This window comes from Vreelandella neptunia (assembly GCF_000712975.1).
Classification (GTDB): Bacteria; Pseudomonadota; Gammaproteobacteria; order Pseudomonadales; family Halomonadaceae; genus Vreelandella; species Vreelandella qaidamensis.
On record NZ_JHQL01000002.1, the window covers coordinates 696,670 to 719,638 of the forward strand.

General features: G+C 49.3%; 19 protein-coding genes. 10 read left to right on the forward strand and 9 right to left on the reverse strand.

Translation table 11 applies throughout. The features are described 5' to 3' along the window. The first annotated feature begins 44 nt into the window (after positions 1 to 44). A complete protein-coding gene (locus CR46_RS0107975) occupies positions 45 to 725 on the forward strand; it encodes a YiaD family glycine zipper/OmpA-like lipoprotein (protein WP_030071646.1) in 681 nt (226 codons plus the stop codon). An 83-nt stretch (positions 726 to 808) separates the two neighbouring features. Beyond that, positions 809 to 1,654, forward strand: coding sequence for a 23S rRNA (adenine(2030)-N(6))-methyltransferase RlmJ (locus CR46_RS0107980; protein ID WP_030071649.1), 846 nt, complete (start codon positions 809 to 811; stop codon positions 1,652 to 1,654). A 38-nt stretch (positions 1,655 to 1,692) separates the two neighbouring features. On the opposite strand, the gene mnmE is transcribed toward CR46_RS0107980, so the two are convergent. The 4 genes from mnmE to rpmH all read right to left on the reverse strand — a co-directional run bounded on the left by mnmE (position 1,693) and on the right by rpmH (position 5,529). After that, positions 1,693 to 3,063, reverse strand: coding sequence for a tRNA uridine-5-carboxymethylaminomethyl(34) synthesis GTPase MnmE (mnmE, locus tag CR46_RS0107985; RefSeq protein WP_030071651.1), 1,371 nt, complete (start codon positions 3,061 to 3,063; stop codon positions 1,693 to 1,695). A 101-nt stretch (positions 3,064 to 3,164) separates the two neighbouring features. Beyond that, positions 3,165 to 4,850 (reverse strand): membrane protein insertase YidC, encoded by a 1,686-nt coding sequence (yidC, locus tag CR46_RS0107990; protein ID WP_030071653.1) that lies wholly within the window; start codon positions 4,848 to 4,850, stop codon positions 3,165 to 3,167. 129 nt (positions 4,851 to 4,979) lie between these two features. After that, a complete protein-coding gene (rnpA, locus tag CR46_RS0107995; protein WP_030071655.1) occupies positions 4,980 to 5,381 on the reverse strand; it encodes a ribonuclease P protein component in 402 nt (133 codons plus the stop codon). A 13-nt stretch (positions 5,382 to 5,394) separates the two neighbouring features. Then, complete coding sequence (rpmH, locus tag CR46_RS0108000; protein WP_009723348.1) at positions 5,395 to 5,529, reverse strand: 50S ribosomal protein L34; 135 nt, start codon at positions 5,527 to 5,529, stop codon at positions 5,395 to 5,397. A gap of 534 nt (positions 5,530 to 6,063) precedes the next feature. Between rpmH and dnaA the strand changes: the two genes are divergently transcribed. From dnaA to gyrB, 4 genes are all read left to right on the forward strand, one after another. Continuing rightward, positions 6,064 to 7,530 carry a chromosomal replication initiator protein DnaA gene (dnaA, locus tag CR46_RS0108005; RefSeq protein WP_030071658.1) on the forward strand — a complete coding sequence of 489 codons (1,467 nt, stop codon included), beginning with the start codon at positions 6,064 to 6,066 and terminating at the stop codon, positions 7,528 to 7,530. Positions 7,531 to 7,586: 56 nt separating this feature from the next. Then, positions 7,587 to 8,690 (forward strand): DNA polymerase III subunit beta, encoded by a 1,104-nt coding sequence (dnaN, locus tag CR46_RS0108010; protein WP_030071660.1) that lies wholly within the window; start codon positions 7,587 to 7,589, stop codon positions 8,688 to 8,690. A 105-nt stretch (positions 8,691 to 8,795) separates the two neighbouring features. Beyond that, complete coding sequence (gene recF / locus CR46_RS0108015) at positions 8,796 to 9,899, forward strand: DNA replication/repair protein RecF (protein WP_030071663.1); 1,104 nt, start codon at positions 8,796 to 8,798, stop codon at positions 9,897 to 9,899. A 39-nt stretch (positions 9,900 to 9,938) separates the two neighbouring features. Further along, entirely contained in the window at positions 9,939 to 12,359 is a 2,421-nt protein-coding gene (gyrB, locus tag CR46_RS0108020) for a DNA topoisomerase (ATP-hydrolyzing) subunit B (protein WP_030071665.1), read from the forward strand. Between the two features lie 164 nt (positions 12,360 to 12,523). Here gyrB and gmhB read toward each other — a convergent pair whose 3' ends face one another. The 3 genes from gmhB to glyQ form a co-directional block, all read right to left on the reverse strand. Next, positions 12,524 to 13,075 (reverse strand): D-glycero-beta-D-manno-heptose 1,7-bisphosphate 7-phosphatase, encoded by a 552-nt coding sequence (gene gmhB / locus CR46_RS0108025; RefSeq protein ID WP_030071667.1) that lies wholly within the window; start codon positions 13,073 to 13,075, stop codon positions 12,524 to 12,526. A gap of 212 nt (positions 13,076 to 13,287) precedes the next feature. Next, the gene (glyS, locus tag CR46_RS0108030; RefSeq protein WP_030071669.1) at positions 13,288 to 15,354 is read right to left on the reverse strand and encodes a glycine--tRNA ligase subunit beta; all 2,067 of its coding nucleotides are present in this window, start codon (positions 15,352 to 15,354) and stop codon (positions 13,288 to 13,290) included. Next, complete coding sequence (glyQ, locus tag CR46_RS0108035; protein WP_030071671.1) at positions 15,354 to 16,313, reverse strand: glycine--tRNA ligase subunit alpha; 960 nt, start codon at positions 16,311 to 16,313, stop codon at positions 15,354 to 15,356. Before glyQ ends, glyS begins: the two co-directional genes overlap by 1 nt. 110 nt (positions 16,314 to 16,423) lie before the next feature. Between glyQ and rfaD the strand changes: the two genes are divergently transcribed. Together rfaD and waaF are read left to right on the forward strand one after the other, a co-directional pair. Then, on the forward strand, positions 16,424 to 17,380 hold the full coding sequence (gene rfaD, locus CR46_RS0108040) for an ADP-glyceromanno-heptose 6-epimerase (protein ID WP_030071673.1): 957 nt from the start codon (positions 16,424 to 16,426) through the stop codon (positions 17,378 to 17,380). After that, positions 17,373 to 18,419 carry a lipopolysaccharide heptosyltransferase II gene (waaF, locus tag CR46_RS0108045; protein ID WP_030071675.1) on the forward strand — a complete coding sequence of 349 codons (1,047 nt, stop codon included), beginning with the start codon at positions 17,373 to 17,375 and terminating at the stop codon, positions 18,417 to 18,419. The genes rfaD and waaF overlap by 8 nt, the downstream gene beginning before the upstream one ends. Here waaF and CR46_RS0108050 read toward each other — a convergent pair. Then, positions 18,409 to 20,067 (reverse strand): sulfatase-like hydrolase/transferase, encoded by a 1,659-nt coding sequence (locus CR46_RS0108050; protein WP_035536395.1) that lies wholly within the window; start codon positions 20,065 to 20,067, stop codon positions 18,409 to 18,411. The genes waaF and CR46_RS0108050 overlap by 11 nt on opposite strands. Before the next feature lie 134 nt (positions 20,068 to 20,201). Further along, positions 20,202 to 20,954: a glycosyltransferase family 2 protein gene (locus CR46_RS0108055; RefSeq protein WP_030071680.1), complete on the reverse strand. Its 753-nt coding sequence runs from the start codon at positions 20,952 to 20,954 to the stop codon at positions 20,202 to 20,204. 77 nt (positions 20,955 to 21,031) lie between these two features. On the opposite strand from CR46_RS0108055, the gene CR46_RS0108060 reads away from it, so the two are divergent. Together CR46_RS0108060 and CR46_RS0108065 are read left to right on the forward strand one after the other, a co-directional pair. Further along, positions 21,032 to 22,081, forward strand: coding sequence for a glycosyltransferase family 4 protein (locus tag CR46_RS0108060; protein ID WP_030071682.1), 1,050 nt, complete (start codon positions 21,032 to 21,034; stop codon positions 22,079 to 22,081). After that, on the forward strand, positions 22,059 to 22,967 hold the full coding sequence (locus tag CR46_RS0108065; protein WP_030071684.1) for a glycosyltransferase family 9 protein: 909 nt from the start codon (positions 22,059 to 22,061) through the stop codon (positions 22,965 to 22,967). The genes CR46_RS0108060 and CR46_RS0108065 overlap by 23 nt, the downstream gene beginning before the upstream one ends. The last annotated feature ends 2 nt before the right edge of the window (positions 22,968 to 22,969 follow it).

Below are 22,969 nucleotides of genomic sequence, written 5' to 3' on the forward strand. Positions count from 1 at the left end.
CGATATATAAAGTAATTACCCTGAAGACTATCAAGGAGTGAGTGATGCGTATTTCTCGACTACTGACCCCGCTAGCGGCAGCCATTTTGTTAGCTGGCTGTGCTACCTCAGACCCTTATGGCGGTCAGACGCAGCGCTCTAGCACGGCGATGGGATCTGGCATTGGTGCTGCCATTGGCGCTGCTGCTGGTGCGCTGTCTGGTGATGGCAGTACTAGCCGTCGCGATCGTGCCTTAATTGGTGCGGCGGTGGGTGCGGCAGCGGGTGCCGGTGTGGGCGTTTACATGGATCGTCAGGAACAACAGCTGCGTGAAAATCTCCAGGGCTCACGCATTGAGATCGACCGTCGTGGTGACGATATTGTGCTTAATATGCCTAGTGGCGTTACCTTTGGTTTCGACTCAGCCGACCTTACCAGCGAAGCACGTAACTCACTTAACCAAGTAGCGAATGTACTGACCCAGTATCAGGATACTCGCGTCAACATTGCTGGCCACACCGATAGCACAGGTGATGCAAGTTATAACCAGCGTCTATCTGAGCGTCGTGCCCAGTCTGTTGGTAATTATCTTAGCCAAAATGGCGTTTCATCTGCCCGATTAAACACTAGGGGATACGGTGCGAATCAGCCGGTGGCTAGTAATGACTCTGAACAGGGGCGTGCACAAAACCGCCGCGTTGAAATCACCTTGACTCCGACGGGAGATGGACAAGGCCAACGCTAACGATTTGTAACCTCGGCATTGCCGATAAACGCCCGCTATGCTCACATAGCGGGCTTTTTTCGATTCTCTGTTAGCGAGCGACTATGCTGTCTTACCAACACGCTTACCATGCCGGTAACTTTGCCGATGTGCAGAAACATTTGACGCTTTACGCAGTGGCTGAGTATTTATTACGTAAAAAAACTGCCATTACATATGTAGATACTCATGCGGGACGGGGTCTTTATCCCCTTAACACCAAAGAGACTCAGCGGCTTCAAGAGTACCGCGAGGGCATTTGGCCTCTATGGCAAGCACGTGGACAGCTAACGGACCCTTTACTAAACAGTTGGCTAACCACGTTGGGCACTGCCCAGCCCAATGCTTCCGAGCTAACCCATTATCCTGGTTCACCGTGGTGGCTTTCTCAGCCGCTGCGTGAGCAAGATCGCCTGACGCTATTTGAGCTTCACCCAGGTGAGCATGAGCACTTAAGCGCACAGTCGCTGTCTCCTCAGGCGCAACGAATCTATGGAGATGGCCTGGCAGGCTTGAGTGGGCTAGTGCCTGTTGCAACACCGCGTTTATGCGTGTTGATTGACCCTAGCTACGAACGTAAAGCGGAATATCTAGAGGTGGTTGATGCGGTGGCTTATAGCTTGGCAAAAGTGCGACATGCGGTGTTACTGGTGTGGTACCCATTGCTACCAGCAGGCAACCACCACTCGCTGCTAAATGGCTTGAGGGAAAGTGGCATCCGTAAAATTTGGCGCAGTGAGCTTCAACGTTATACGCCCAACGAGCAGAGCCATGGCATGTACGGTAGTGGAATGCTGGTGATTAACCCGCCCTGGGGATTAGATGAGCGTCTAGCGGCGGCAATGGGCCACCTTACGCCGCTGCTAGGCACTGACAGTGACTATCGATCAGAGTGGCTGGTAGGCGAATAGCTTGTTAGTCACTGCCTGTTATTGACCGAAGCAGATGATTATTTCCCGATACAAAAACTGCCAAAGATTTCGCCGAGCAGGTCGTCAGCGCTAAATTCACCGGTAATTTCGCCTAACGCCTGCTGAGCATCGCGCAAGTCTTCGGCTAACAATTCCCCTGCACCGTAGCCATCTAGCTGGGTGCGTCCAGTTTCCAGCGCAATCATGGCGCGGTCTAAGGCGTCTAAATGACGACGACGGGCTGAGAATCGTCCTTCAGTAGTCGCAGAAAATCCCATGATGTCTTTTAAATGAGATTTTAAGTTATCCACACCCACACCTGTTTTCGCGGATAGCCTTATCGTTGGTGTGGTTGTGGATAAATCAATGCCAGCTTGTTCGGCACTTGTATCAATTTTATTTCGCACTAGCGTTAGACGCGTTTGATCGGGGAGTCTGGCGACAAATTCCGGCCAAATAGTCATAGGATCGGTCGCATCAGTCGTGGAGGCATCTACCAATAGCAGCACGCGGTCGGCTTTTTCTATCTCTTCCCAAGCGCGGGCAACGCCTATTTTCTCTACGGCATCGGGAGTATCGCGTAACCCTGCGGTGTCGATAATATGCAGTGGCATGCCATCAATATGAATATATTCCCTCAGCACGTCACGCGTGGTGCCAGCAATATCCGTCACAATGGCAGTATCTTGTTCGGTCAGTGCATTGAGCAAGCTAGACTTACCGGCATTAGGTCGTCCAGCAATCACCACACTCATTCCTTCGCGTAATAGTGCCCCTTGGCCTGCGGCTTTGCGTACCGCTGTCAGCGCTTGCTGAACGCTATCTAAACGGTTGGCGACGTGGCCATCGGCTAAAAAGTCGATTTCCTCCTCTGGGAAATCAATCGCCGCTTCGACGTAAACCCGCAGCTCAATGAGGCGTTCCACTAATGCCGAGATGCGCTGAGAAAACTCGCCCTGCAACGAGCGTACCGCATTTTCGGCAGCGGAACGGGAAGTGGCATCTATCAGATCGGCAATGGCTTCGGCCTGGGCCAGATCCAACTTGTCGTTTAGAAAGGCTCGTTCTGAAAATTCACCCGGGCGTGCTAGACGTGCACCAAGCTGTAGGCAGCGTTCAAGCAGCATATCCATAATGATTGGCCCGCCATGTCCTTGCAGTTCAAGCACGTCCTCGCCGGTAAATGAGTGAGGCCCGTTGAACAGTAGGGCTATGCCTTCATCAATAATGCTCTCAGCGGCGTGAAACGGGCCATAGTGAGCGTAACGAGGGGAAGGGCAGTGGCCAAGTATGGCGGTGGCAATATCGTGGCAGGCAGGACCTGACACGCGAATAATGCCAACACCGCCGCGGCCAGGAGGCGTTGCTAGAGCGGTAATGGTGTCTTGGGTGTAAAGTCGGTCGGCCATGGCGCTTCTCGTTGGTGTATGGCGAAGATTGTCGCGTTGTTCATCCTAAAACGCCAGACCCCCGCTAAGGCGGGGGTCTGGGAGTAGGAGAAGGGTGCGTGTTACTTGGTTCGCAACCCTTTGCCGACGTTCGGATCATTCTCAATATTACGCGTAATGAGGTACTGCTGCGCCACCGAGATGATGTTGTTGACGACCCAGTAGATAACTAGACCTGCTGGGAACCACAAGAAGAAGAAGGTGAAGATAATCGGCAACATCTTCATAATCTTCGCCTGCATGGGATCGGGCGGTGTTGGGTTCAGCATCTGCTGAACGAACATCGAGATCCCCATCAGAATTGGCAAGATAAAGTACGGATCTTTCACTGACAAATCTTGAATCCAGAATATGAACGGTGCATGGCGCAGTTCAACAGATTCAAGCAGCATCCAATAAAGGGCAATGAACACTGGCATCTGGACAAGGATCGGTAAACAGCCACCCAAAGGATTAATCTTTTCCTTCTGGTAGAACTTCATCATCTCTTGAGACATTTTCTGGCGATCATCGCCATACATCTCTTTGAGACGCTGCATTTCCGGACCAAGCTTACGCATGCGCGCCATTGACTTGTAGGCTTTAGCAGATAGCGGGAACAGCACCAATTTCACTAGTACGGTCAGTAAGACAATCGACCAACCCCAGTTGCCAACGATGTCGTGGATCTTGTCCAGCAACCAGAACAGCGGGTTGGCGATAAACCACAGCCAACCATAATCGACGGTTAAGCGTAAGTTGGGAGCGACTTGCTCAAGGTAATCTTGAACTTTGGGCCCCATGTACAGCGTTGCGCTTAGCGTTGCCTCGCCATTAGCGGCCACACTGCTCGTGGGGCCAGCAAATGCTACGACATTACGATCACGTGAATCGGTAGTGACATAGTAAAGGTTTTGCTGATCCTGAGCAGGCGCCCAGGCAGACACAAAGTAGTGTTGGATAATGGCAATCCAACCACCTTGAGCTTCACGGTTTTCAAAGTTACGGCTCTGAATAGCATCAAAGTCGATCTTTTCATACCGTGCGTCCGGAGTAGAGTAAGCAGCCCCAAGATAGGAATTCATGCCCATGGCAACGCCACTAGAAGGATCGGGGCTGTTATCGCGGGCAAGTTGACCTATAAAGCGTGCGCTAACCGGTGATTCGGTGTTATTAGCTAAATAGTAGCTAACGTTGACCGCGTAGTTGCCGCGTTCAAACGTCAGGCGCTTAATAACTTCGACGCCGTTAACTTCCGCTGTTAAATCAACACTTAGCTGCTCTTCATTGTTACCTAAGCGGTACTCGGTACGCTCGGGCGTGAAGGCAATGCGGCTAGCCTGACCGTCCAGTTGAAGACCTGAACGGGCGACGTAGCTGCGTGATGAGTTATCAGAAAGCAATACGTAGTTACGATCTGAGTCCAGCGTTAACTTATGCTGCGGTAGGGCGGCGTACACGATATCGCCACCGTGCGGGTCAATACGCACGTCGAGAACATCGGTTGTAACAGCAATAAAGTCTCGGCTTGATGCGTTGCTTTCCATTTCCCCAGGCATACCTTCACTAATGGCATTCTGAGGAGCTGACGAGCTTGGCACCGATAAATCATCGCTATCATTACTATTGATAGGTGAGCCGTTGCTGCTTTGGGTAATCTCAGGCGTCGAATCGACGCTTGTTTGCCCATAATCCTGATTCCACTGTACAACCAATAGATAGGCAAGTACTGCCAGTGGAATCAGTAATAAAAGTCGTTTTACGTCCATGAGGGTTCTGCCCGATGGGTGGTGAACATGCTAATGGCGCAGTGTCATCTACTCGACCTCATTTACTCGACCCATGACACACGAAAGCCTGCCAGGCGGCAGGCCGAGGTCGAGCGGCGAGGTGTGTCGTCAAGCGTCACGTGTTACGCCATTAGGCGGGGAAGATACAGACACCGCCTGTGCGTCTCTCTGAAGCCGTTTCCACATGCCATTTAACTGGCGTGTAAGCGTTTCGTTGTCGATATCTTGAACGCCGCGTTTTGCCAATATCACAATATCCACAGAGGGCAAGTGATCTTGGCGGAGACGAACAGACTCTCTAACAAGTCGCTTAAAGCGGTTGCGATCAACAGCGAGCTTCACATTTTTTTTGCTGACCACCAGTCCAACGCGGGGGTGACCCCGGGTACTCAAACGCGCTAACGCCATCATACCTTTGCCATGAACCTTCAGGTCTGCTTGTTCAAACACGTGACTAAAATCCCCAGCGTTTAGCAAACGTAAGCACCGGGGAAAGCCTTGATGCGGCACACGCAATCCGAGATCAGGCGCTCAGACGCTTGCGGCCTTTGGCGCGACGGCGTGCAATAACAGCACGGCCATTTTTGGTTGCCATACGAGCACGGAAGCCATGCGCGCGCTTGCGCTTGAGAACGCTGGGTTGAAAAGTGCGTTTCATAACTCGTTATTCCCACGTGGTTTAGGACGGAAAGTGAATTCCAAAATACCCGGTCCAGTGAGGAACTAGCCGGGGAGTTTTAATTCAAGACCGGAAATTGTAGAGACTTCCCGCGTCAGGTGCAATTTTTCCTTGCATAAAAAGCATGAAAAAGGCAATGGCGGTTGTTTGTATACGTTTAGCATTGCTTCTTACTATGAATCTATTATTACTAAGGAAGTTACTTAAAACCTACTGTTATTAATAGTGGGGATACTAATTGTGGATAAGCTATTTTAGCTTATTTTTATCAAGAGCTTAAAATCATAAAAAATCTGTGCATAACCTTCGGATAAGCCTTAAATAAGCTGTTAATTAGGTGTGCTCAACAGGTTATAAAATACATCAAAACAGGTTTGTGCTTGATCGATTACCAGCTTTTCCCTATATCTCATGAGTAGTTGTCCACAGGGCAAAAAGAGGCTTGAGTGCGTGTGGATAACCGCTCCGTTGGGCGCTACAATGGTCGGCCGTTTTCAACCGATGGTGAGATGAGTGTCACTCGCGCTTTGGCAACAGTGCCTGGACTACCTGCAGGACGAACTGAATTCACAGCAGTTCAATACCTGGATACGTCCGCTGCAGGCAGAAGAAGGAGAGACCAATGAGCTTCGCTTGTTGGCGCCGAATCGCTTTGTGCGCGACTGGGTGAGTGATAAGTATTCAAAGCGTATCAGTGAACTGATGCGCGAACTTGCGCCATCCAAGCCTCCCAAAGTCAGTTTGACAGTAGGCAGCCGCCGTGTCGCAGCACCTGCTCCGCAGCCGAGAGATTTAGGTAATCCGGTCTCAGCATCTCCTTCAAGGCAAGCATCGCCTGCGGTTCATACACTGCCAAGGGGAGACCTTGCTGATGAGCGAGAAATCGATAAGTTACGGGAAGAGTCATCGGGTCGGCGCGGTAATGAACGCCAGGTACAGGTTGAGGGCAGCCTTAAACATGGTAGCGGCCTTAATCCTAATTTTACTTTTGACACATTTGTTGAAGGTAAATCGAACCAACTTGCTCGTGCGGCTTCTCGTCAAGTTTCCGAAAACCCTGGCGGCGCGTATAACCCGCTGTTTTTATACGGGGGCGTTGGTTTAGGTAAAACACACTTGATGCATGCCGTAGGTAATGCTTTAGCTGGCCGCCGTGAAAATGCTCGTGTGGTTTATCTACACTCCGAGCGTTTTGTCGCTGATATGGTGAAAGCATTACAGTTAAATGCGATCAACGACTTCAAGCGTTTTTATCGCAGTGTTGATGCGCTATTAATTGATGATATTCAGTTTTTTGCTGGCAAAGAGCGTTCCCAGGAAGAGTTTTTCCATACTTTTAACGCACTGTTAGAGGGCGGGCAGCAGATGATCCTAACCTCTGACCGCTATCCAAAAGAGATTAGCGGCGTTGAAGAACGATTAAAGTCTCGCTTTGGCTGGGGGCTGACCGTTGCGATTGAGCCACCGGAGCTTGAAACCCGTGTAGCGATTTTGATGAAAAAAGCAGATCAAGCAAAAGTCGATCTCCCGCACGACGCTGCTTTTTTTATTGCGCAGAAAATTCGCTCGAACGTTCGCGAGCTTGAGGGGGCGCTGAAAAAAGTCATTGCAGACTCACATTTTATGGGTAAAACCATTACTCAGGACTTTATTCGCGAATCGCTTAAAGACCTATTAGCGTTACAAGATAAGCAGGTAGGCGTTGATAATATTCAGAGAACGGTCGCTGAATATTACAAAATTAAAGTCGCTGATTTGCTGTCTAAGCGTCGCTCACGTTCCGTTGCGCGGCCGCGGCAAGTTGCTATGGCGTTAGCGAAAGAGTTGACGAATCATAGTCTGCCGGAAATAGGCGATGCCTTTGGTGGCCGTGATCATACGACTGTGTTGCATGCTTGTCGTAAGGTAAAAGCGCTGCAAGAAGAGAATGCGGATATTCGTGAAGATTATAAGAACCTTCTTCGCCTGCTAACTAGTTAACCGTTATCGTTTGGGCCTGCACTGGCGGGCCTTTCAGGATAGAAACCGGAGTACCGATGAAATTTACTATTTCCCGAGAGGCACTGCTTCGCCCGCTGACTCTGGTGGCGGGCGTAGTCGAACGGCGCCAAACGCTGCCAGTACTTTCTAATGTACTGATCCAAGTAGAAGGGGATCAGGTAGCATTAACCGGTACCGATTTAGAAGTAGAACTAATAGGCCGTACTGTGGCTAGCCAAGTAGATCAAGAGGGTGCTGCCACGGTGCCTGCGCGTAAGCTGATGGATATCTGTAAATCGCTGCCTGATCAGGCGGAGATCCAGCTAGCGGTAGAAGAGGGACGAGCTGTGCTGCGCAGTGGTCGTTCGCGTTTTACCCTATCGACGCTACCTGTTGCCGAATTTCCGAATATTGAAGATGCGGATGGTAGTCAAGAGCTTAGTGTGCCTCGTGGCACATTGAAGCACTTGATTGAGTCAACGTCTTTTGCAATGGCTCAGCAAGATGTACGGTATTATCTAAACGGCATGTTGCTTGAAATTCAAAGCAATTTGTTACGCACCGTAGCAACTGATGGGCACCGCTTAGCTATGTGCTCACGTCCAATTGATGTTGCTGTAGATCAAGCACAAAAGCTAATTGTGCCGCGTAAAGGCATTTTAGAGCTTTCCCGCCTATTGGATGACAGTGATGAACCTGTCAGCCTCACCTTGGGTTCAACCCATGTACGGGCTCATACAGGTGACTTTACGTTTACCTCTAAGCTGATTGACGGCAAGTTCCCTGACTATGAGCGTGTTGTGCCTCGTAATGGCGATAAAGTACTGATTGCTGAACGTGCTGAATTGCGTCAGGTGCTTTCACGTACAGCTATTCTTTCTAATGAAAAATATCGCGGTGTACGCCTGTATCTTGAGGAAAACAATCTTAAGGTAATGGCTAATAACCCTGAGCAGGAAGAAGCCGAAGAGAACGTGTCCGTTGAGTACAACGGTGGCGCCATGGAAGTTGGCTTTAATGTTGGTTACTTAGTGGATGTACTGTCGGTCCTAGATGAAGATCGTGTACAGATTACCCTTGCAGACCCCAACAGCAGTGCATTGCTAGAGGAGCCTGGTGGCGGCGATGCGCTCTATGTTGTTATGCCGATGCGCTTATAATTACTTTCAATAACTAATAAGGGCGGCGCTTCTGATAGCAGAAGCGCCGTTTTCGCGTTTAGTACGGATGACAAGTGATATGGTCTTATTGGATGGTAACTGCTAATGAGTGTGAAGCAGCTCAACTTTCAGGGCGTGCGTAATCTCGCGCCATTAGAAATGCGTCCTTCTTCACGTATTAATGTGATCTATGGCAATAATGGCAGCGGTAAAACCAGTCTGTTAGAAGGTATTCACATTTTAGGGATGGGACGCTCTTTCCGCACTCGCCAACTAAAGCATGCGATACAGAATGAAGTGCCCTATATGACGCTGTACGGACGTTTAACAGGCGATCCTGAGGTAACGCTAGGGGTAAGGAGAATGCGTGCTCAGCGCGAGCTGGAGCTGCGTCTTAGAGGAGAGAAAGGCGTCCGCTTAGCGGAGCTGGTTGAAGCGATGCCTCTTCAGGTAATAAATCCAGATGCCTTCCGCTTACTTGAAGGAGCTCCTGCGGGTCGAAGAGAGTTTCTCGATTGGGGGGTGTTTCACGTGAAACACTGCTTTCTTGACGCGTGGAAGCGAACGCGCAGAGCGGTGAAACATCGGAATGCGCTTCTTAGGCGTGGTAGAATAGAGCCAAGTGAAATAGCAGTATGGGAGCAAGAGTTAGCGATCTGGGGCGAGCGAATGGATATGCTCAGGCAGGCGTGGTTCAGTGAGTTCTTGCCAGTATTTGATAAAACCCTTAATGAGTTGATTTCTTTGCCAGGTTTAACGCTGCGTTATGCTCGAGGCTGGGATAAGCAGCGTGGACTTGCTGACGTGCTATATGATAGTCGCCAAGCGGATCAGCAGATGGGCTTTACACAGCAGGGCCCACAGCGTGCTGATTTACGAATTAGATTAAACAAACAGCCTGCAGTTGAGATCCTTTCCAGAGGCCAGCAAAAATTGGTGGTTAGTGCATTAAAGCTTGCCCAGGGGCGGCTTCTGGAAAGTACCACACAGCGGCACTGCATTTATTTAATCGATGATCTGCCAGCAGAGCTCGATAGCACGTACCGAGATAGATTTTGTAATTTACTTGAAAAGATGCAGTGTCAGGCATTTATTACTAGCGTCGAACCCTCCGCGCTTCGTGGTATATGGGAACCCTCAACAGAGGTTGAAATGTTTCACGTGAAACACGCCGATCAAGGGTTAAGCCAATTACTACCGGACGGGTAGACGACATGGAACGAGACAGACTTCACGACGGAGTGGTCAATGAGCGAGCAGGCTTACGATTCATCAAGCATTAAGGTGCTCAAAGGGCTAGACGCAGTGCGCAAGCGCCCAGGCATGTATATCGGCGATACCGACGATGGCACCGGGCTGCACCACATGGTTTTCGAGCTGGTGGATAACTCCATCGATGAAGCTCTGGCAGGTCACTGTAGTGAAATTCGTGTGGTTATCCACCCGGATGAATCAATAACGGTGAGTGATAATGGCCGTGGGGTTCCTACCGAGCTACATGAAGGCGAAGGCGTTTCGGCAGCAGAAGTTATTATGACAGTGCTGCACGCAGGCGGTAAGTTCGACGATAATTCATATAAAGTATCAGGCGGCTTACATGGTGTAGGCGTGTCGGTCGTTAACGCGCTTTCAGAAGAGCTGCGTTTGACCATCTGGCGTCAAGGTGAAGTGTTTGAGCAGGTCTATCACCATGGCGTGCCTCAGGCACCGTTAGGCGTAGTAGGTAAAACCGAAAAGAGTGGCACCCGTGTGCACTTTCGTCCTTCACCTAACACGTTTGCAAATATCGAGTTTCACTACGACATCCTCGCTAAACGCTTACGTGAACTCTCATTTTTAAACTCCGGCGTTGCTATTCGTTTAATGGACGAACGCAGTGGCAAAGAGGAGTTGTTCCACTATGAAGGCGGTTTGAAAGCATTTGTTGATCACTTGAATAAGAACAAAACCGTTCTAAATCCTGTGTTTCATTTTAATGCGGTGCGTGAAGATGGTGTCGAAGTGGAAGTCGCGATGCAGTGGAGCGATGCCTTCACGGAAAACATTTTCTGCTACACCAATAATATTCCCCAGCGGGATGGCGGTACTCACTTAGCTGGTTTCCGTGCAGCGCTAACACGTACGTTAAATCATTACATCGAAGCACAGGGGCTGTTAAAAAAATCTAAGGTCAACACGTCGGGCGACGATGCTCGTGAAGGCTTGACCGCAATTATTTCTGTTAAAGTTCCTGATCCGAAATTTTCGTCTCAAACCAAAGATAAATTAGTTTCCAGTGAAGTGAAGACGGCGGTTGAGCAGGAAATGGGTCGCCTATTTGCTGACTATTTGATTGAGAAGCCTAACGAAGCTAAATCGATCGTTAATAAAATGCTAGACGCTGCACGGGCACGAGAAGCTGCTCGTAAAGCGCGTGATATGACGCGTCGTAAAGGCGCGCTCGATATCGCTGGGTTACCGGGCAAACTTGCCGATTGCCAAGAGAAAGACCCAAGCCAATCTGAGCTTTATCTGGTAGAGGGCGACTCGGCTGGCGGTAGTGCTAAGCAGGGGCGTGATCGTCGCACCCAGGCAATTTTGCCGCTCAAAGGTAAAATACTCAACGTTGAGAAAGCGCGCTTCGATAAGATGCTGTCATCAGCAGAAGTTGGCACTCTGATTACAGCGTTAGGCTGCGGTATCGGTCGCGAAGAGTTTAATCCTGACAAGTTACGTTACCATTCTGTCATTATTATGACGGATGCCGATGTTGATGGTTCGCACATTCGCACATTGTTGTTAACGTTCTTTTTCCGTCAGATGCCTGAACTGATTGAGCGCGGACATATCTTTATTGCTCAACCTCCGCTTTATAAAATTAAGCGGGGCAAGCAAGAGCTCTACCTGAAAGATGAACAAGCAATGACTGACTATCTGACCACCACGGCGTTGGATGGAGCAGGGTTATATGTCAACGCGGATGCGCCAGGTATTACCGGTTCACAGCTAGAGGCACTGGTTACTCAATACCGAAATGTGATGAAACGAATTGATCGACTGGCTCGTGTCTATCCCATCGAGGTGCTCAGACAGGTTGTGCATGCAACAGCACTCCAGGGTGAAGTAAGTCTCAAAGACCGCATTACCATGGAAAACTGGATTGCTGAGCTGCAGAAAGCAATGGATGACATGGTGGCGTATGAAGGCGGTCCGCGTTACCAGTTCTATCTGCAGGAAGATAGCGAGCGTGGTTTGCACTTGCCAGCAGTGTCATTGATTGCCCACGGTGTTACTACTGAATATGTGTGGGGATTGGATTTCTTTGAAAGCACTGACTACCGGTCCATTACAGGCCTTGGCGAGACCTTAAACGGGTTGCTTGAAGAGGGTGCCTACATTGCCCGTGGGGAGCGTCAAAAACCGGTTTCACACTTCTCTGAAGTGCTAGCTTGGTTGATGCAAGAGGGCCAGCGTGGACTGTCCTTCCAGCGCTACAAAGGGCTAGGGGAAATGAACCCTGATCAGCTGTGGGAAACCACTATGGATCCTGACAGCCGTCGTATGCTGCGAGTGACCATCGAAGATGCGGTTGCTGCTGATATGATGTTCAACACGTTGATGGGTGATGAAGTGGAACCTCGTCGTGAATTTATTGAGACGAATGCGCTAGTCGCTAATCTTGATGTCTAATGTGTTTGCCCATAAACGTTTCACGTGAAACATGAACGTTGCTGGATAGGCATTTATAACGTCAGTAGATGAAAAACGAAACGCCGCTCCTATTAAAAAGGAGCGGCGTTTTTTCGTTGCTATCGAGAAAATAAGATAGGATAAATTGGAAGAAAAATAAATTGCTACTGTTTGCATAGCCAATCTGCAAACGCAGCTAGGTCTGAATAAACCAGCGTGTTCTCAAGTCCTTTATGATTTGCTAGCGTTTTCTCTCCTTTACCTGTTCTGACCAACACTGGCTGGCACCCGACTGCTTCACCGGCTTGTAGATCTCGTAGGCTGTCGCCGACCATCCAACTGCCAATGATACTCTCCATTCCTAATCGCTGCTGAATTTGCAACAGCAATCCTGGTAATGGTTTTCGACAAGCGCACTGTTCATCGGGGCCGTGAGGGCAGTAAGCAATATGTGCAATATGCCCACCTTTCGCTTCAACTAGCGTTGTTAGACGCTCATGCATTAAGTGAAGCGTTGCCTCATCATAATAGCCTCGTGCAATACCCGACTGATTGGTAGCTATTGCCACGGTATACCCTGCCTGGGCCAGTTGGGCAATTGCATCGATTGCAGAAGGGTAGGGAATCCACTCCTCTAGTGATTTAATATAAGCATCGGAGTCGTGATTGATGACACCGTCACGATCGAGTATCACCAGTTGGTTAGCTGAGATCATAGAACTCCTTAATAGCACACCACGGTCATCTATAAGAGTAATAAGCGCTTAGCAATTGGGCGAGTGTTTCACGTGAAACAAGCAGCCAGCAGAACGCTGAGTTTAGTCTGGAGAAAAGCGACAATATAGTGGTAACAAGCCAAAAAAGCCCGGCTTGCGAGAAGCCGGGCTGCTGTGTCTACACCAGGATTAGCCGATTGTGATGCGCGTATTTACTGTGGCAGCTGTGAAATATCCGCCACTTCCAGAAAAAGCGCCTGCAGGCTGGCAAGTAGCGCTAAGCGATTATGGCGAACAGCGTTGTCGTCGGCCATGACCATAACCTGATCGAAGAAAGCATCGACAGGCTTGCGAAGCATCGCCAGCGCATCTAGCGCCTGCTGGTAGTCACCTGCTGCAAATAACGGAGCCACTTGTTGCTGGCTGGCTGTTACTGCATTGAATAGCGTCTTCTCAGCATCTTCTTGAAGCAGGCTCTGATCAACCTGGGTAATACCGTTATGTTCTTGCTTGCTCAGGATATTTGAAACACGCTTGTTGGCAGCGGCTAACGCAGCGGCTTCCTCACGTTGAGCAAAGGCTTTAACGGCACGTAAGCGGCGAGCAAAATCCAGTGGTTTAGTGACCGGGCGAGCGCGAACCGCTAAGTACATTTCTGCACTAATGCCTTCTTCCTGTCCCCAGGCGCGGAAGCGATCCAACATATACGTCAGCACGTCTTCCACTAAACCATCCGCCTTGGGTAGCCCCTGGTGCTGTTCTGCGGCCACGTCAAGTAGCTCGCGGAGATCCAGGTTTAGCTCACCTTTGATCAGGATGTTCAACACACCAATGGAGGCACGGCGAAGAGCGAAGGGGTCTTTCGCACCGGTTGGACGCTGGCCAATGCCGAAAATACCGATAAGCGTATCGAGCCGGTCAGCCAACGCTAGCGCTTGGCCGGTGAGACTCTGCGGAATGTCGTCGCTGGCAAAGCGGGGCAGGTACTGCTCCTCCAATGCCTGGGCAACGTCGGCAGGCTCGCCATCTTGCTCGGCATAATAGCGGCCCATAATGCCCTGGAGCTCTGGGAATTCGAGCACCATTTCGGTGACCAAGTCGCACTTGGCCAATGCCACCGCGCGTTGGGCATGCTCCACATCGCCCTTGATGCGCTCAGCGATAAAGGTAGCAATCGCCGTGCTGCGGCGGGCTTTATCTGCCAGCGTGCCTAACTGTTGCTGGAATACGACGCTTTCTAGCTGAGGAATACGCGAGGCAAGCGTTTGCTTGCGATCCGTGTCATAGAAGAAGGCAGCATCCGCTAAGCGTGGCCGAATAACCTTTTCGTTACCGGAAATGACCTGATCAGGATCCTGGCTTTCGATGTTTGAAATAGTGATAAACAGCGGTTTTAGATTGCCCTGATCATCCAGCAGGTGGAAATATTTTTGGTTGGCCTTCATAGAAGAGATCAAGCATTCGGCAGGCACTTCCAGAAAACGCTCATCGAAACTACCCGTCAACGCGACCGGCCATTCAACTAACCCGCTAACTTCAACTAGCAGGTCCTCATCAATCACGGCGTTGGCTTCTTGTACCTCGGCTTCGGCTAATACTTGCTCTCGGATACGCTCGCGACGGCGTTGGCGATCAGCCAGCACATAGGCATTTTCAAGTGCAGCTAGGTAGTCATCAGCGTGCTCAAGCTGTATAGCATCTGGTGCGTGGAAACGGTGGCCGTAGGTGGTGCGGCTGGCTTGAAGGCCAAGCGCCTCGGCGGCAATAACGTCGCTGCCATAAAGCGCAACCAGCCAGTGAACCGGGCGGGAGAACTCAACGCGAGAGGAGCCCCAGCGCATGTTTTTAGGTACCGGTAGCGACTGCAGCGTTTTGCGAACCATCTCTGGCAGTAGCGCCTGTACAGTCTCGCCTTGCTGCTGTTCGCGGAAACCAAGCCAAGTACCTTTATCGGTTTCCAGGTGAATCAGCTCATCAACGCTGACGCCGCAAGAGCGCGCGAAGCCTTCGGCTGCTTTGGTGGGCACGCCATCCTTGTATGCAGCGGCTAGGGCAGGGCCACGGCGCTCAACCTCACGATCAGGCTGTTTGTCTTCAAGGCCAATAACTTGTACCGCTAAACGGCGTGGGGTCGCGTAAGCAATGACGCTTTGGAACGGAATCTCGGCTTCTTGCAGGCCTTTTTCAATGCCGGCTGCAAAGGCGTCAGAAAGCGCATCCAGCGCTGTGGGGGGAAGCTCTTCTGCACCTAGTTCTAATAAAAGCGTATCAACAGCCATTATGCGTCTCCCTGATCGGCTAGTAGTTCGCGGCGCAGGGCCTCGGGGGCCATGGGGAAGCCTGCTGCTTTACGAGACTCAAAATAAGCGGTAGCAACGTCGCGTGCCATGGTGCGAACGCGCAGAATAAAACGCTGGCGTTCGGTCACTGAAATCGCATGGCGAGCATCCAACAGGTTAAACGTGTGAGACGCTTTGAGCACCTGCTCGTAGGCTGGCAGTGGCAGGCTGGCGGCTAGGAGTTTGCTGCACTCTTTTTCCTGATGGTCAAAGGAGGCGAACAGCTGATCAACATCCGCGTGCTCAAAGTTATAGGCTGACTGCTCACGTTCATTCTGAAGGTAGACGTCGCCGTAGCTGACCTTGCTGCCGTCAGGCGCGATGGCCCACACCAGGTCATAAACGCTATCGACGTTTTGCAGGTACATGGCGATACGCTCAAGCCCATAGGTGAGCTCACCTGTAACGGGGTAGCACTCAATGCCGCCTGCTTGCTGGAAGTAGGTGAACTGGGTGACTTCCATGCCGTTGAGCCACACCTCCCAACCAAGACCCCAGGCGCCCAGGGTGGGGGATTCCCAGTTATCTTCCACGAAGCGCACATCATGGATAAGCGGGTCGAGCCCTAGGCGTTTTAGTGAGCCTAGGTATAAATCTTGTAGATTGCTGGGCGACGGCTTCATTACCACCTGGAATTGGTAGTAGTGCTGCAAACGATTGGGGTTTTCCCCATAGCGGCCATCTGTCGGGCGGCGGGAAGGCTGCACATAGGCAGCATTCCAGTTTTCTGGGCCAATTGCCCGTAGGAAGGTGGCAGGGTGGAAGGTGCCCGCGCCGACTTCCATATCGAGAGGTTGGAGAATGACACAGCCTTGTTCTGCCCAGTACTGTTGCAGAGCAAGGATCAAGCCTTGAAAGGTCGACACATCAGGTGTCGATTGGTTTGTCGAGACACTCATCGCGGAAAGCACCGTTGGCCATGAATTCATAAGCCGTCAAGTATACAATCACAGAGAGATGGGTTATAGGCACGTTAGCCAACAGAGCCGCTTTTGGTAAGGAGAACGCGATGATCGTGGTAACAGGCGGGGCCGGTTTTATCGGTGCCAATATTGTCAAAGCGCTGAACGCTCGCGGACGCGATGATGTAATGGTGGTCGACGATCTGCGTGATGGTACCAAGTTTATTAATTTGGCTGACTGCACGCTGGCCGATTACTTAGACAAAGATGACTTTTTAACGCGAGTAAAGGCTGCATTGCGAGGTGAATCGGTGGATCTACCAACCATCGATGCGATTTTCCACGAAGGTGCGTGCTCCGACACGACAGAGTGGGACGGGCACTACATGATGGAGAATAACTACGAGTACTCTAAGGTGTTGTTGAACTACTGTGAAAAGTTTGGCATCCCGTTTTTGTATGCATCGTCAGCGGCAACTTACGGTGGCAGTGAGGTGTTCAAAGAAGCGCCTGAGCATGAAAAACCGCTCAACGTATACGGCTACTCTAAACTGCTGTTTGATCAGCACGTACGTTCTCGCTGGGATGAGTTGACGACACAAGTAGTGGGTTTTCGTTATTTCAATGTTTATGGTCCCCGTGAACAGCATAAGGGCAAGATGGCGAGTGTGGCTTACCATAACCATTTGCAAATTTGTAATGGTGAAACCTTAAAGCTATTTGGCGCTTACGGCGGTTACGAAGCTGGTATGCAAAGTCGCGACTTTGTTTATGTTGGTGATGTGGTTGACGTCAATCTTTGGTTTTTAGACAACCCCCATGCCTCGGGTATTTTCAATTTGGGCACCGGACGTGCAGAGCCATTCAAAGCGATTGGCGAGGCGGTGATTGAGTTTTATGGCCAAGGGCAAATTGACTACATCCCTTTCCCTGAAGAGCTTAAAGGACGCTATCAAAGCTACACTCGGGCAGATATTAGCAATCTGCGTGCCTCAGGGTGTGATGTCGAATTCAAGACCGTCGCCCAAGGTGTGAAAGCCTATTTGGAGTGGCTAAATGGCTAATTCTGCCAAGCGCATATTGGTGGTCGGCCCATCCTGGGTCGGCGATATGGTGATGGCGCAAAGCCTGTTCATCACCCTTAAAGCACGCTATCCAGGATCAACCCTAGGCGTAGTGGCGCCTGCTTGGTCAAAGCCTATCCTTGAGCGCATGCCTGAAGTCGATGAAGTGCTTTCATTGGCTGTAGGGCATGGCGAGTTTGGTCTTGCCAACCGCCGTGAGCTGGCGGTGCGTTTACGGGGGCGCTTTGATCGTGCCATTGTTCTTCCGCGCTCCTGGAAAGCAGCGCTAGTTCCTTTTATGGCACGTATTCCTGAGCGTATCGGCTTTTTGGGTGAACACCGTTACGGTTTGTTGAAGGAGAGGCGTAAGCTAGATAAACAAGTGTTGAACCAAACGGTGAAGCGGTTTGTTTCTTTGGGGCTACCTCTGGAAGAGGCAATGCGTGGTGAATTTGCGATCCCCACACCGCGATTAACGATTGATCGAGATAACCTAGTCAACTTACGTCTTACCCATGCGCTGTCGTCACGACCTGCGATTGGCATGATGCCTGGTGCTGAGTACGGACCTGCTAAGCAGTGGCCATTAGGTTATTTTCATGAGTTAGCAGCGCGGCTGATCAAAGACGGATTTGAAGTGCGTGTGTTTGGTGGGCCTAAAGACCATACTGCAGGTGAGAACATTGTAAAAGAACTGCCCCATGCGCATAACTTGTGCGGTAAAACCCAATTGGCGGATGCCGTTGATCTGTTAGCAGACTGTCGTCAAGTAGTTACCAACGACTCAGGCTTAATGCACGTGGCCGCCGCGGTGGGGGTGCGTATTCACGCTCTTTACGGTTCTTCATCACCTGCTTACACACCGCCCCTAACCGATAATGCCGTCATTCACTATTTAGCACTTTCCTGCTCACCTTGCTTTAAGCGTACCTGCCCGCTGGGGCATACCAACTGTTTGAATGAGCTAGAAGTAGAGCAAGTATACCGAGCGATGCGTGTCGATAGTCAGCGCGCTAACGGCGTTAATGTTAACGCATAATCTCGACTTCATCGGCCTGATCAGCAGGCGCTTCTATAACCTGTTGGTCGGCACTCTCATTATCTTGCGGTTTACGTCGTTGAGGAGTCAGTCCTTCCCAAAGACGGTGCTGTAACGCGGTCTCTTCTCTGAGCCGCTCGTTAAGCACCTCAAGCCCATGTGTTTCTACCAATGTTGGTTGATTGCTAAGTAATGACGCGCCAAGCCCTGCACGGTTGTTAGTAAGTGGTAGTCCCATGGCATCCAAAATAGTGGGGAATACGTCTAACATTGTCGCTCCCCGCCGCACTGTCAGTGGTGTGATGTCATCCCCTAGCATGATTAGCGTATTGTCTCGCTCAAGTGTTGTCAGTTGATCCCAAACTGACACGCGCATCGTGAGGTGATCGCTAAGGACGACAACTAAGGTGTTTTCGAGTAGACCTTCTTGTTCAAGGCGCTCAATAAGATCGCGCGCTTGGCTAGCCGAACATTTCACCGAATATAAGATATCCTGACCATCGAACTCACCCTGGCGGTCTAGGCACGTTTGGGAGGGGAAGCCGCCAGGAGCATGACCAGCAATGCTTAGATTAACCACTGCCCAGGGGCCGTCATCCTCTTCACTCAAACGACGAATCTCATCCACAGTAAAATCGTAAAGTGTATCGTCGTAGAGTCCCCAGCTATTAACGTACTCTGGGTCATCGAGTTCCGCCGATAGCTCCTCCTTTCCTTTTACTGTATTAAACTGATGGCCTCGGTAGAAAAGGCCTTTACCAGCAAACTGGGTGCTGGCCCCACCCAAATAGCTAAGACGATAGCCTTGAGCGGCTAACACATCGCCTAGGCAATCAACCCCGGGAACGACTTTAGATAGTGGATCGAACTGACTATCGTGTAACAGCCCTGCAGGCATCAGTGGCACACCACACTGGCTAGCAATCATACCCGCCATGGTCCAGCCAGTGTTTTCCATTTGCTGGATACCCTCAAAGACCAGCCCGCGTTCGCCTAGTGCGGTTAAATCAGCGTAAGCATCACCAAATAGCTCATTGCTATACGTGCGTTCAATACTTTCCAAGTACATGACCAATAGGTTAGGCGCATTGACTTGGTCTTCCGTGGGCGGTGGCACGTAACGTCGATCTAACCAAGCACCATCATCCGTTACAATAGCTGCGCTGCGCTGCCCTAAACCGTATAGCATCGGATTTGCGGCTAGCAAGAGAAGTGCAACAAAACGTTCAGCTAGTCGCCAACGCTGATCATGCCGAGTAATCCAGGTAACCGATGCCAGCACGGCGAGCACACTCGCCGTGTAAATAACCGCAGTGATCATTTTTCCAGCACCGCCATGCTCGGCCATGCCGGCTTGAAGGTGGAAAAACACGGCGCCTAAATCGACATTGCCAAAACTATCAGCTAAATAGATATAGACGCCTAGCAAGCTGAGTGGTATCAGCGACCAAGGCCACATCCGGCGATAGCGAGCGTTTAGCGGCGCGCCCCAGCGCAGCTTAAGACCAATGCTGATCCATAGAGCGGCTGTGAAAAATAGCGTCCACCAAGGCAGCCGAGTTAGGACGGTGATGGCATAGCCAAGACAGATACCGATAACGAGCAGTGGCAGCCATGGAGTAAGTTTGAGTGACCTTGGTGCTGGCATGCGTCTCCAGAAACGAGTGTTGATAGAGTAAAGAAATACGGGGCCTCTTGATCACAAGATCAGGTGGAGACTGCCCAGTAGTAGAGATATCTTTAGTGATATCAACACGTCGTGATAGAAAAATTTACAATGTATTATAGGCGGCTATTAACATTATTTTTGGCATATTTCCAAAAAACACCATTTGCATTAGCAACAGATATGGTAAGTCCACGCCAGCCATCTAGTATGCCGAGGCGAAAAAAATAAGTGCGTATAAATGCAAACAGAGCCTTGAGAAATATGAGTGAAAAAGGATGATGTTTGAGTTTTTTTGATGATGCACGAAGGTCTGAATAGCGATTTATCTTATCAAGGAACTGGGCGAGGTCGTTAATGGCAAGATGTTCAATTTTTCCATTAAGCCGAGAAACTTCTGTATTTTTTTCTAAGTTTACTGACTCATGAACAGCAGCATCATTAAAGTTGCATGTGTTACGATTAAACAGCCGAACTAACCAGTCATTTCCCCAGCCGGAGTGGCGAACGGGTTTACCCAGCATCCAGTTTTCACGCAATATTTTACCAGCCTGTTGAGGTGTGGCAGTGGCTACCCAGTCATTAATCGCAGCGTTGAGCTCTTTTGTCGGCGCTTCGTCAGCATCTATTGATAAGATCCAATCATATTTTGCTAACGATACGGCAGTACGTTTGGTAAGGCCAAAGCCTAAAAATGCACCATGGTGTAATGTTGTATTGGAGTAGGCTTGTACAATACTACATGTTTCGTCTGTGGAGCCGTTGTCATATACCACGACATCGTCATAGCACGTCAAGGCGTCTAATGTTCGGCTAAGTGTCGCAGCCGCATTGCGAGTAATGATAACGACACTCACATCCATAGGCATTTATTTAAATCCTGCACTGGTGGTTGGTAGATACAGTACTATACCAGGGTGATGGCAACGATTTGTATGAGGAAAATTTGCATATTATTCACGTTAATCTTGCTAAAGGTTTCCGCGGTGGAGAACGCCAGACAGCGCTGTTAATTCAAGCCTTGCAACGTCATGTAGATCAGCAAACGTTGGTATGCAGGAAAGATTCTCCATTGCGTAATGAACTTCTATGCATTGAGAACTTAAGATTTGTGGATGCTAACCAGCAGATTGCTGGGCATAGGCAAGCCGGCCACGCATCGGTAGTGCATGCTCATGAAGCTAAAGCGGTGCACTGGGCGTGGTTGCATAAGCGTATATACGGTACGCCCTATGTGTTGACTCGCCGAGTAGATACACCGATTAAAGATAAATTGGTGAATCGACTGTTCTATAGTGATGCAGATTGCTGTGTGGCTATTTCATCGATTATTCGACAACAGTTATCATGCTGGAGTAAGCATGATGTGTTGACTATTCCTAGTGCGATGACGGGGTTTACAGCGGATCCCGAAGTAGCTGCTCACTTTCGCGCTAGCTATCCAGGTCGCTTTATTGTGGGCCATATTGGTGCATTAGTTGATCGTCATAAAGGACAGCGGATACTACTTGAGGCTGCAGCACGATTACAGCATAGCCATCCCGAAGTGCTGTTCGTTTTTTTTGGTCGAGGTGAGGATGAGGAAGCGCTTCACTCTGAAAGCAGTCACTTAAAAAATGTTGTATGGGCAGGCTTTAAGTCTAACATTGGCGATTTCATTCCAGCGCTGGATCTTTTTGTTTTCCCATCTCGCAACGAAGGACTAGGGTCAGTTCTTTTAGATGTTATGGATGCAAATGTACCTATTATTGCTAGTAATGTTGGTGGTATTCCTGATTTAATTAAGAATGGTGAAACAGGCATTTTAGTAACGCCAGGGAGTACTGAGGAAATCGAGAGCTGGATAGTGAAATTAGTAAAAAATAAATCTATGAGAGAGTCTTTTGTTGAAAATGCACGTCATCTTTTAGAGTTTTATAGTAAAGAAAAAATGGCTGAAAGTTATCTCGATGCCTATGAAGGAGCTGTTTTAAATGAACGATTTTTTAAAAGTTAAATGCATCGCTATTTTTTTACATAACAGGCCTTTTTTTGGTGCATATGTAGTTCATATTCCTTTTTTAGTCGCAGTTAAGGAAAGATATCCCAATGCTACATTGGTGGGTGTCTCTAAAAACTCAGGGGCAGATTTTCTAGTTGAAGCAGGTTTTATAAATGCACTTGAAGTAATTGATGGCTTTGGCACAGATAGCTTAAGTAGGAAATACAAGTTTGATATTGGCTTTAATCTGCGTCCTTCTAGTGTTGGGACTTCTCTGCAAATGTTAAAGCTGAGAATTCCTTATAGAATAGGGTTTAAAAAATTCGGAGCGCTTTATACGTATTCAGTACCTCTTGATGTAACTAACTACAGAGCTGACCTTTTTTTGTCACTTCTAGGAGTGACATCGACGTTGGATATCACTCCATATTTGAAAAATGATATTGAATCCGCTGGAGTATTAAACAATAGAATTGTACTTGCTCCTGGTGCGGGGGGAGGCGAAAAAAAATGGCCACTTACTAATTATATTCAGCTAGCCAGAAAAATTTCAGAGTTAAGGTCAGAAGAAATTGCTTTTCTAACCGGGCCTAAAGAAGAAAAGGAAAAGGAGATTCTTGAAAAAGAAGGTTTTTTTGTTATTCATAGCCCTGATGTAAATGCTCTTTTTAGCTTGATAAATAGTTGTAAAATATTTATCAGTAATGATTGTGGCCCATCCCATGTTGCTCATATATTAGGGGCGAACCAAGTTGTTATTTTTAAGAAATATCTGTCTGAATGGTTTCTTGAAAGAGATAATAGCGATTACGTTGAATCACTAACAGATCTTTCATCAGTTACTCCTGACGAAATAATAAAGTGTATATCTAAAATTCTAAAATATGATGTTGCATTTTAAAT

Coding starts and splice junctions, on each gene's coding strand:
- CR46_RS0107975 (WP_030071646.1), top strand. CDS start 45: ATGCGTATTTCTCGACTACTGACCCCGCTAGCGGCAGCCATTTTGTTA.
- CR46_RS0107980 (WP_030071649.1), top strand. CDS start 809: ATGCTGTCTTACCAACACGCTTACCATGCCGGTAACTTTGCCGATGTG.
- mnmE (WP_030071651.1), bottom strand. CDS start 3,063: ATGGCCGACCGACTTTACACCCAAGACACCATTACCGCTCTAGCAACG.
- yidC (WP_030071653.1), bottom strand. CDS start 4,850: ATGGACGTAAAACGACTTTTATTACTGATTCCACTGGCAGTACTTGCC.
- rpmH (WP_009723348.1), bottom strand. CDS start 5,529: ATGAAACGCACTTTTCAACCCAGCGTTCTCAAGCGCAAGCGCGCGCAT.
- dnaN (WP_030071660.1), top strand. CDS start 7,587: ATGAAATTTACTATTTCCCGAGAGGCACTGCTTCGCCCGCTGACTCTG.
- recF (WP_030071663.1), top strand. CDS start 8,796: ATGAGTGTGAAGCAGCTCAACTTTCAGGGCGTGCGTAATCTCGCGCCA.
- gyrB (WP_030071665.1), top strand. CDS start 9,939: ATGAGCGAGCAGGCTTACGATTCATCAAGCATTAAGGTGCTCAAAGGG.
- gmhB (WP_030071667.1), bottom strand. CDS start 13,075: ATGATCTCAGCTAACCAACTGGTGATACTCGATCGTGACGGTGTCATC.
- glyS (WP_030071669.1), bottom strand. CDS start 15,354: ATGGCTGTTGATACGCTTTTATTAGAACTAGGTGCAGAAGAGCTTCCC.
- glyQ (WP_030071671.1), bottom strand. CDS start 16,313: ATGAGTGTCTCGACAAACCAATCGACACCTGATGTGTCGACCTTTCAA.
- rfaD (WP_030071673.1), top strand. CDS start 16,424: ATGATCGTGGTAACAGGCGGGGCCGGTTTTATCGGTGCCAATATTGTC.
- waaF (WP_030071675.1), top strand. CDS start 17,373: ATGGCTAATTCTGCCAAGCGCATATTGGTGGTCGGCCCATCCTGGGTC.
- CR46_RS0108050 (WP_035536395.1), bottom strand. CDS start 20,067: ATGCCAGCACCAAGGTCACTCAAACTTACTCCATGGCTGCCACTGCTC.
- CR46_RS0108055 (WP_030071680.1), bottom strand. CDS start 20,954: ATGCCTATGGATGTGAGTGTCGTTATCATTACTCGCAATGCGGCTGCG.
- CR46_RS0108065 (WP_030071684.1), top strand. CDS start 22,059: ATGAACGATTTTTTAAAAGTTAAATGCATCGCTATTTTTTTACATAAC.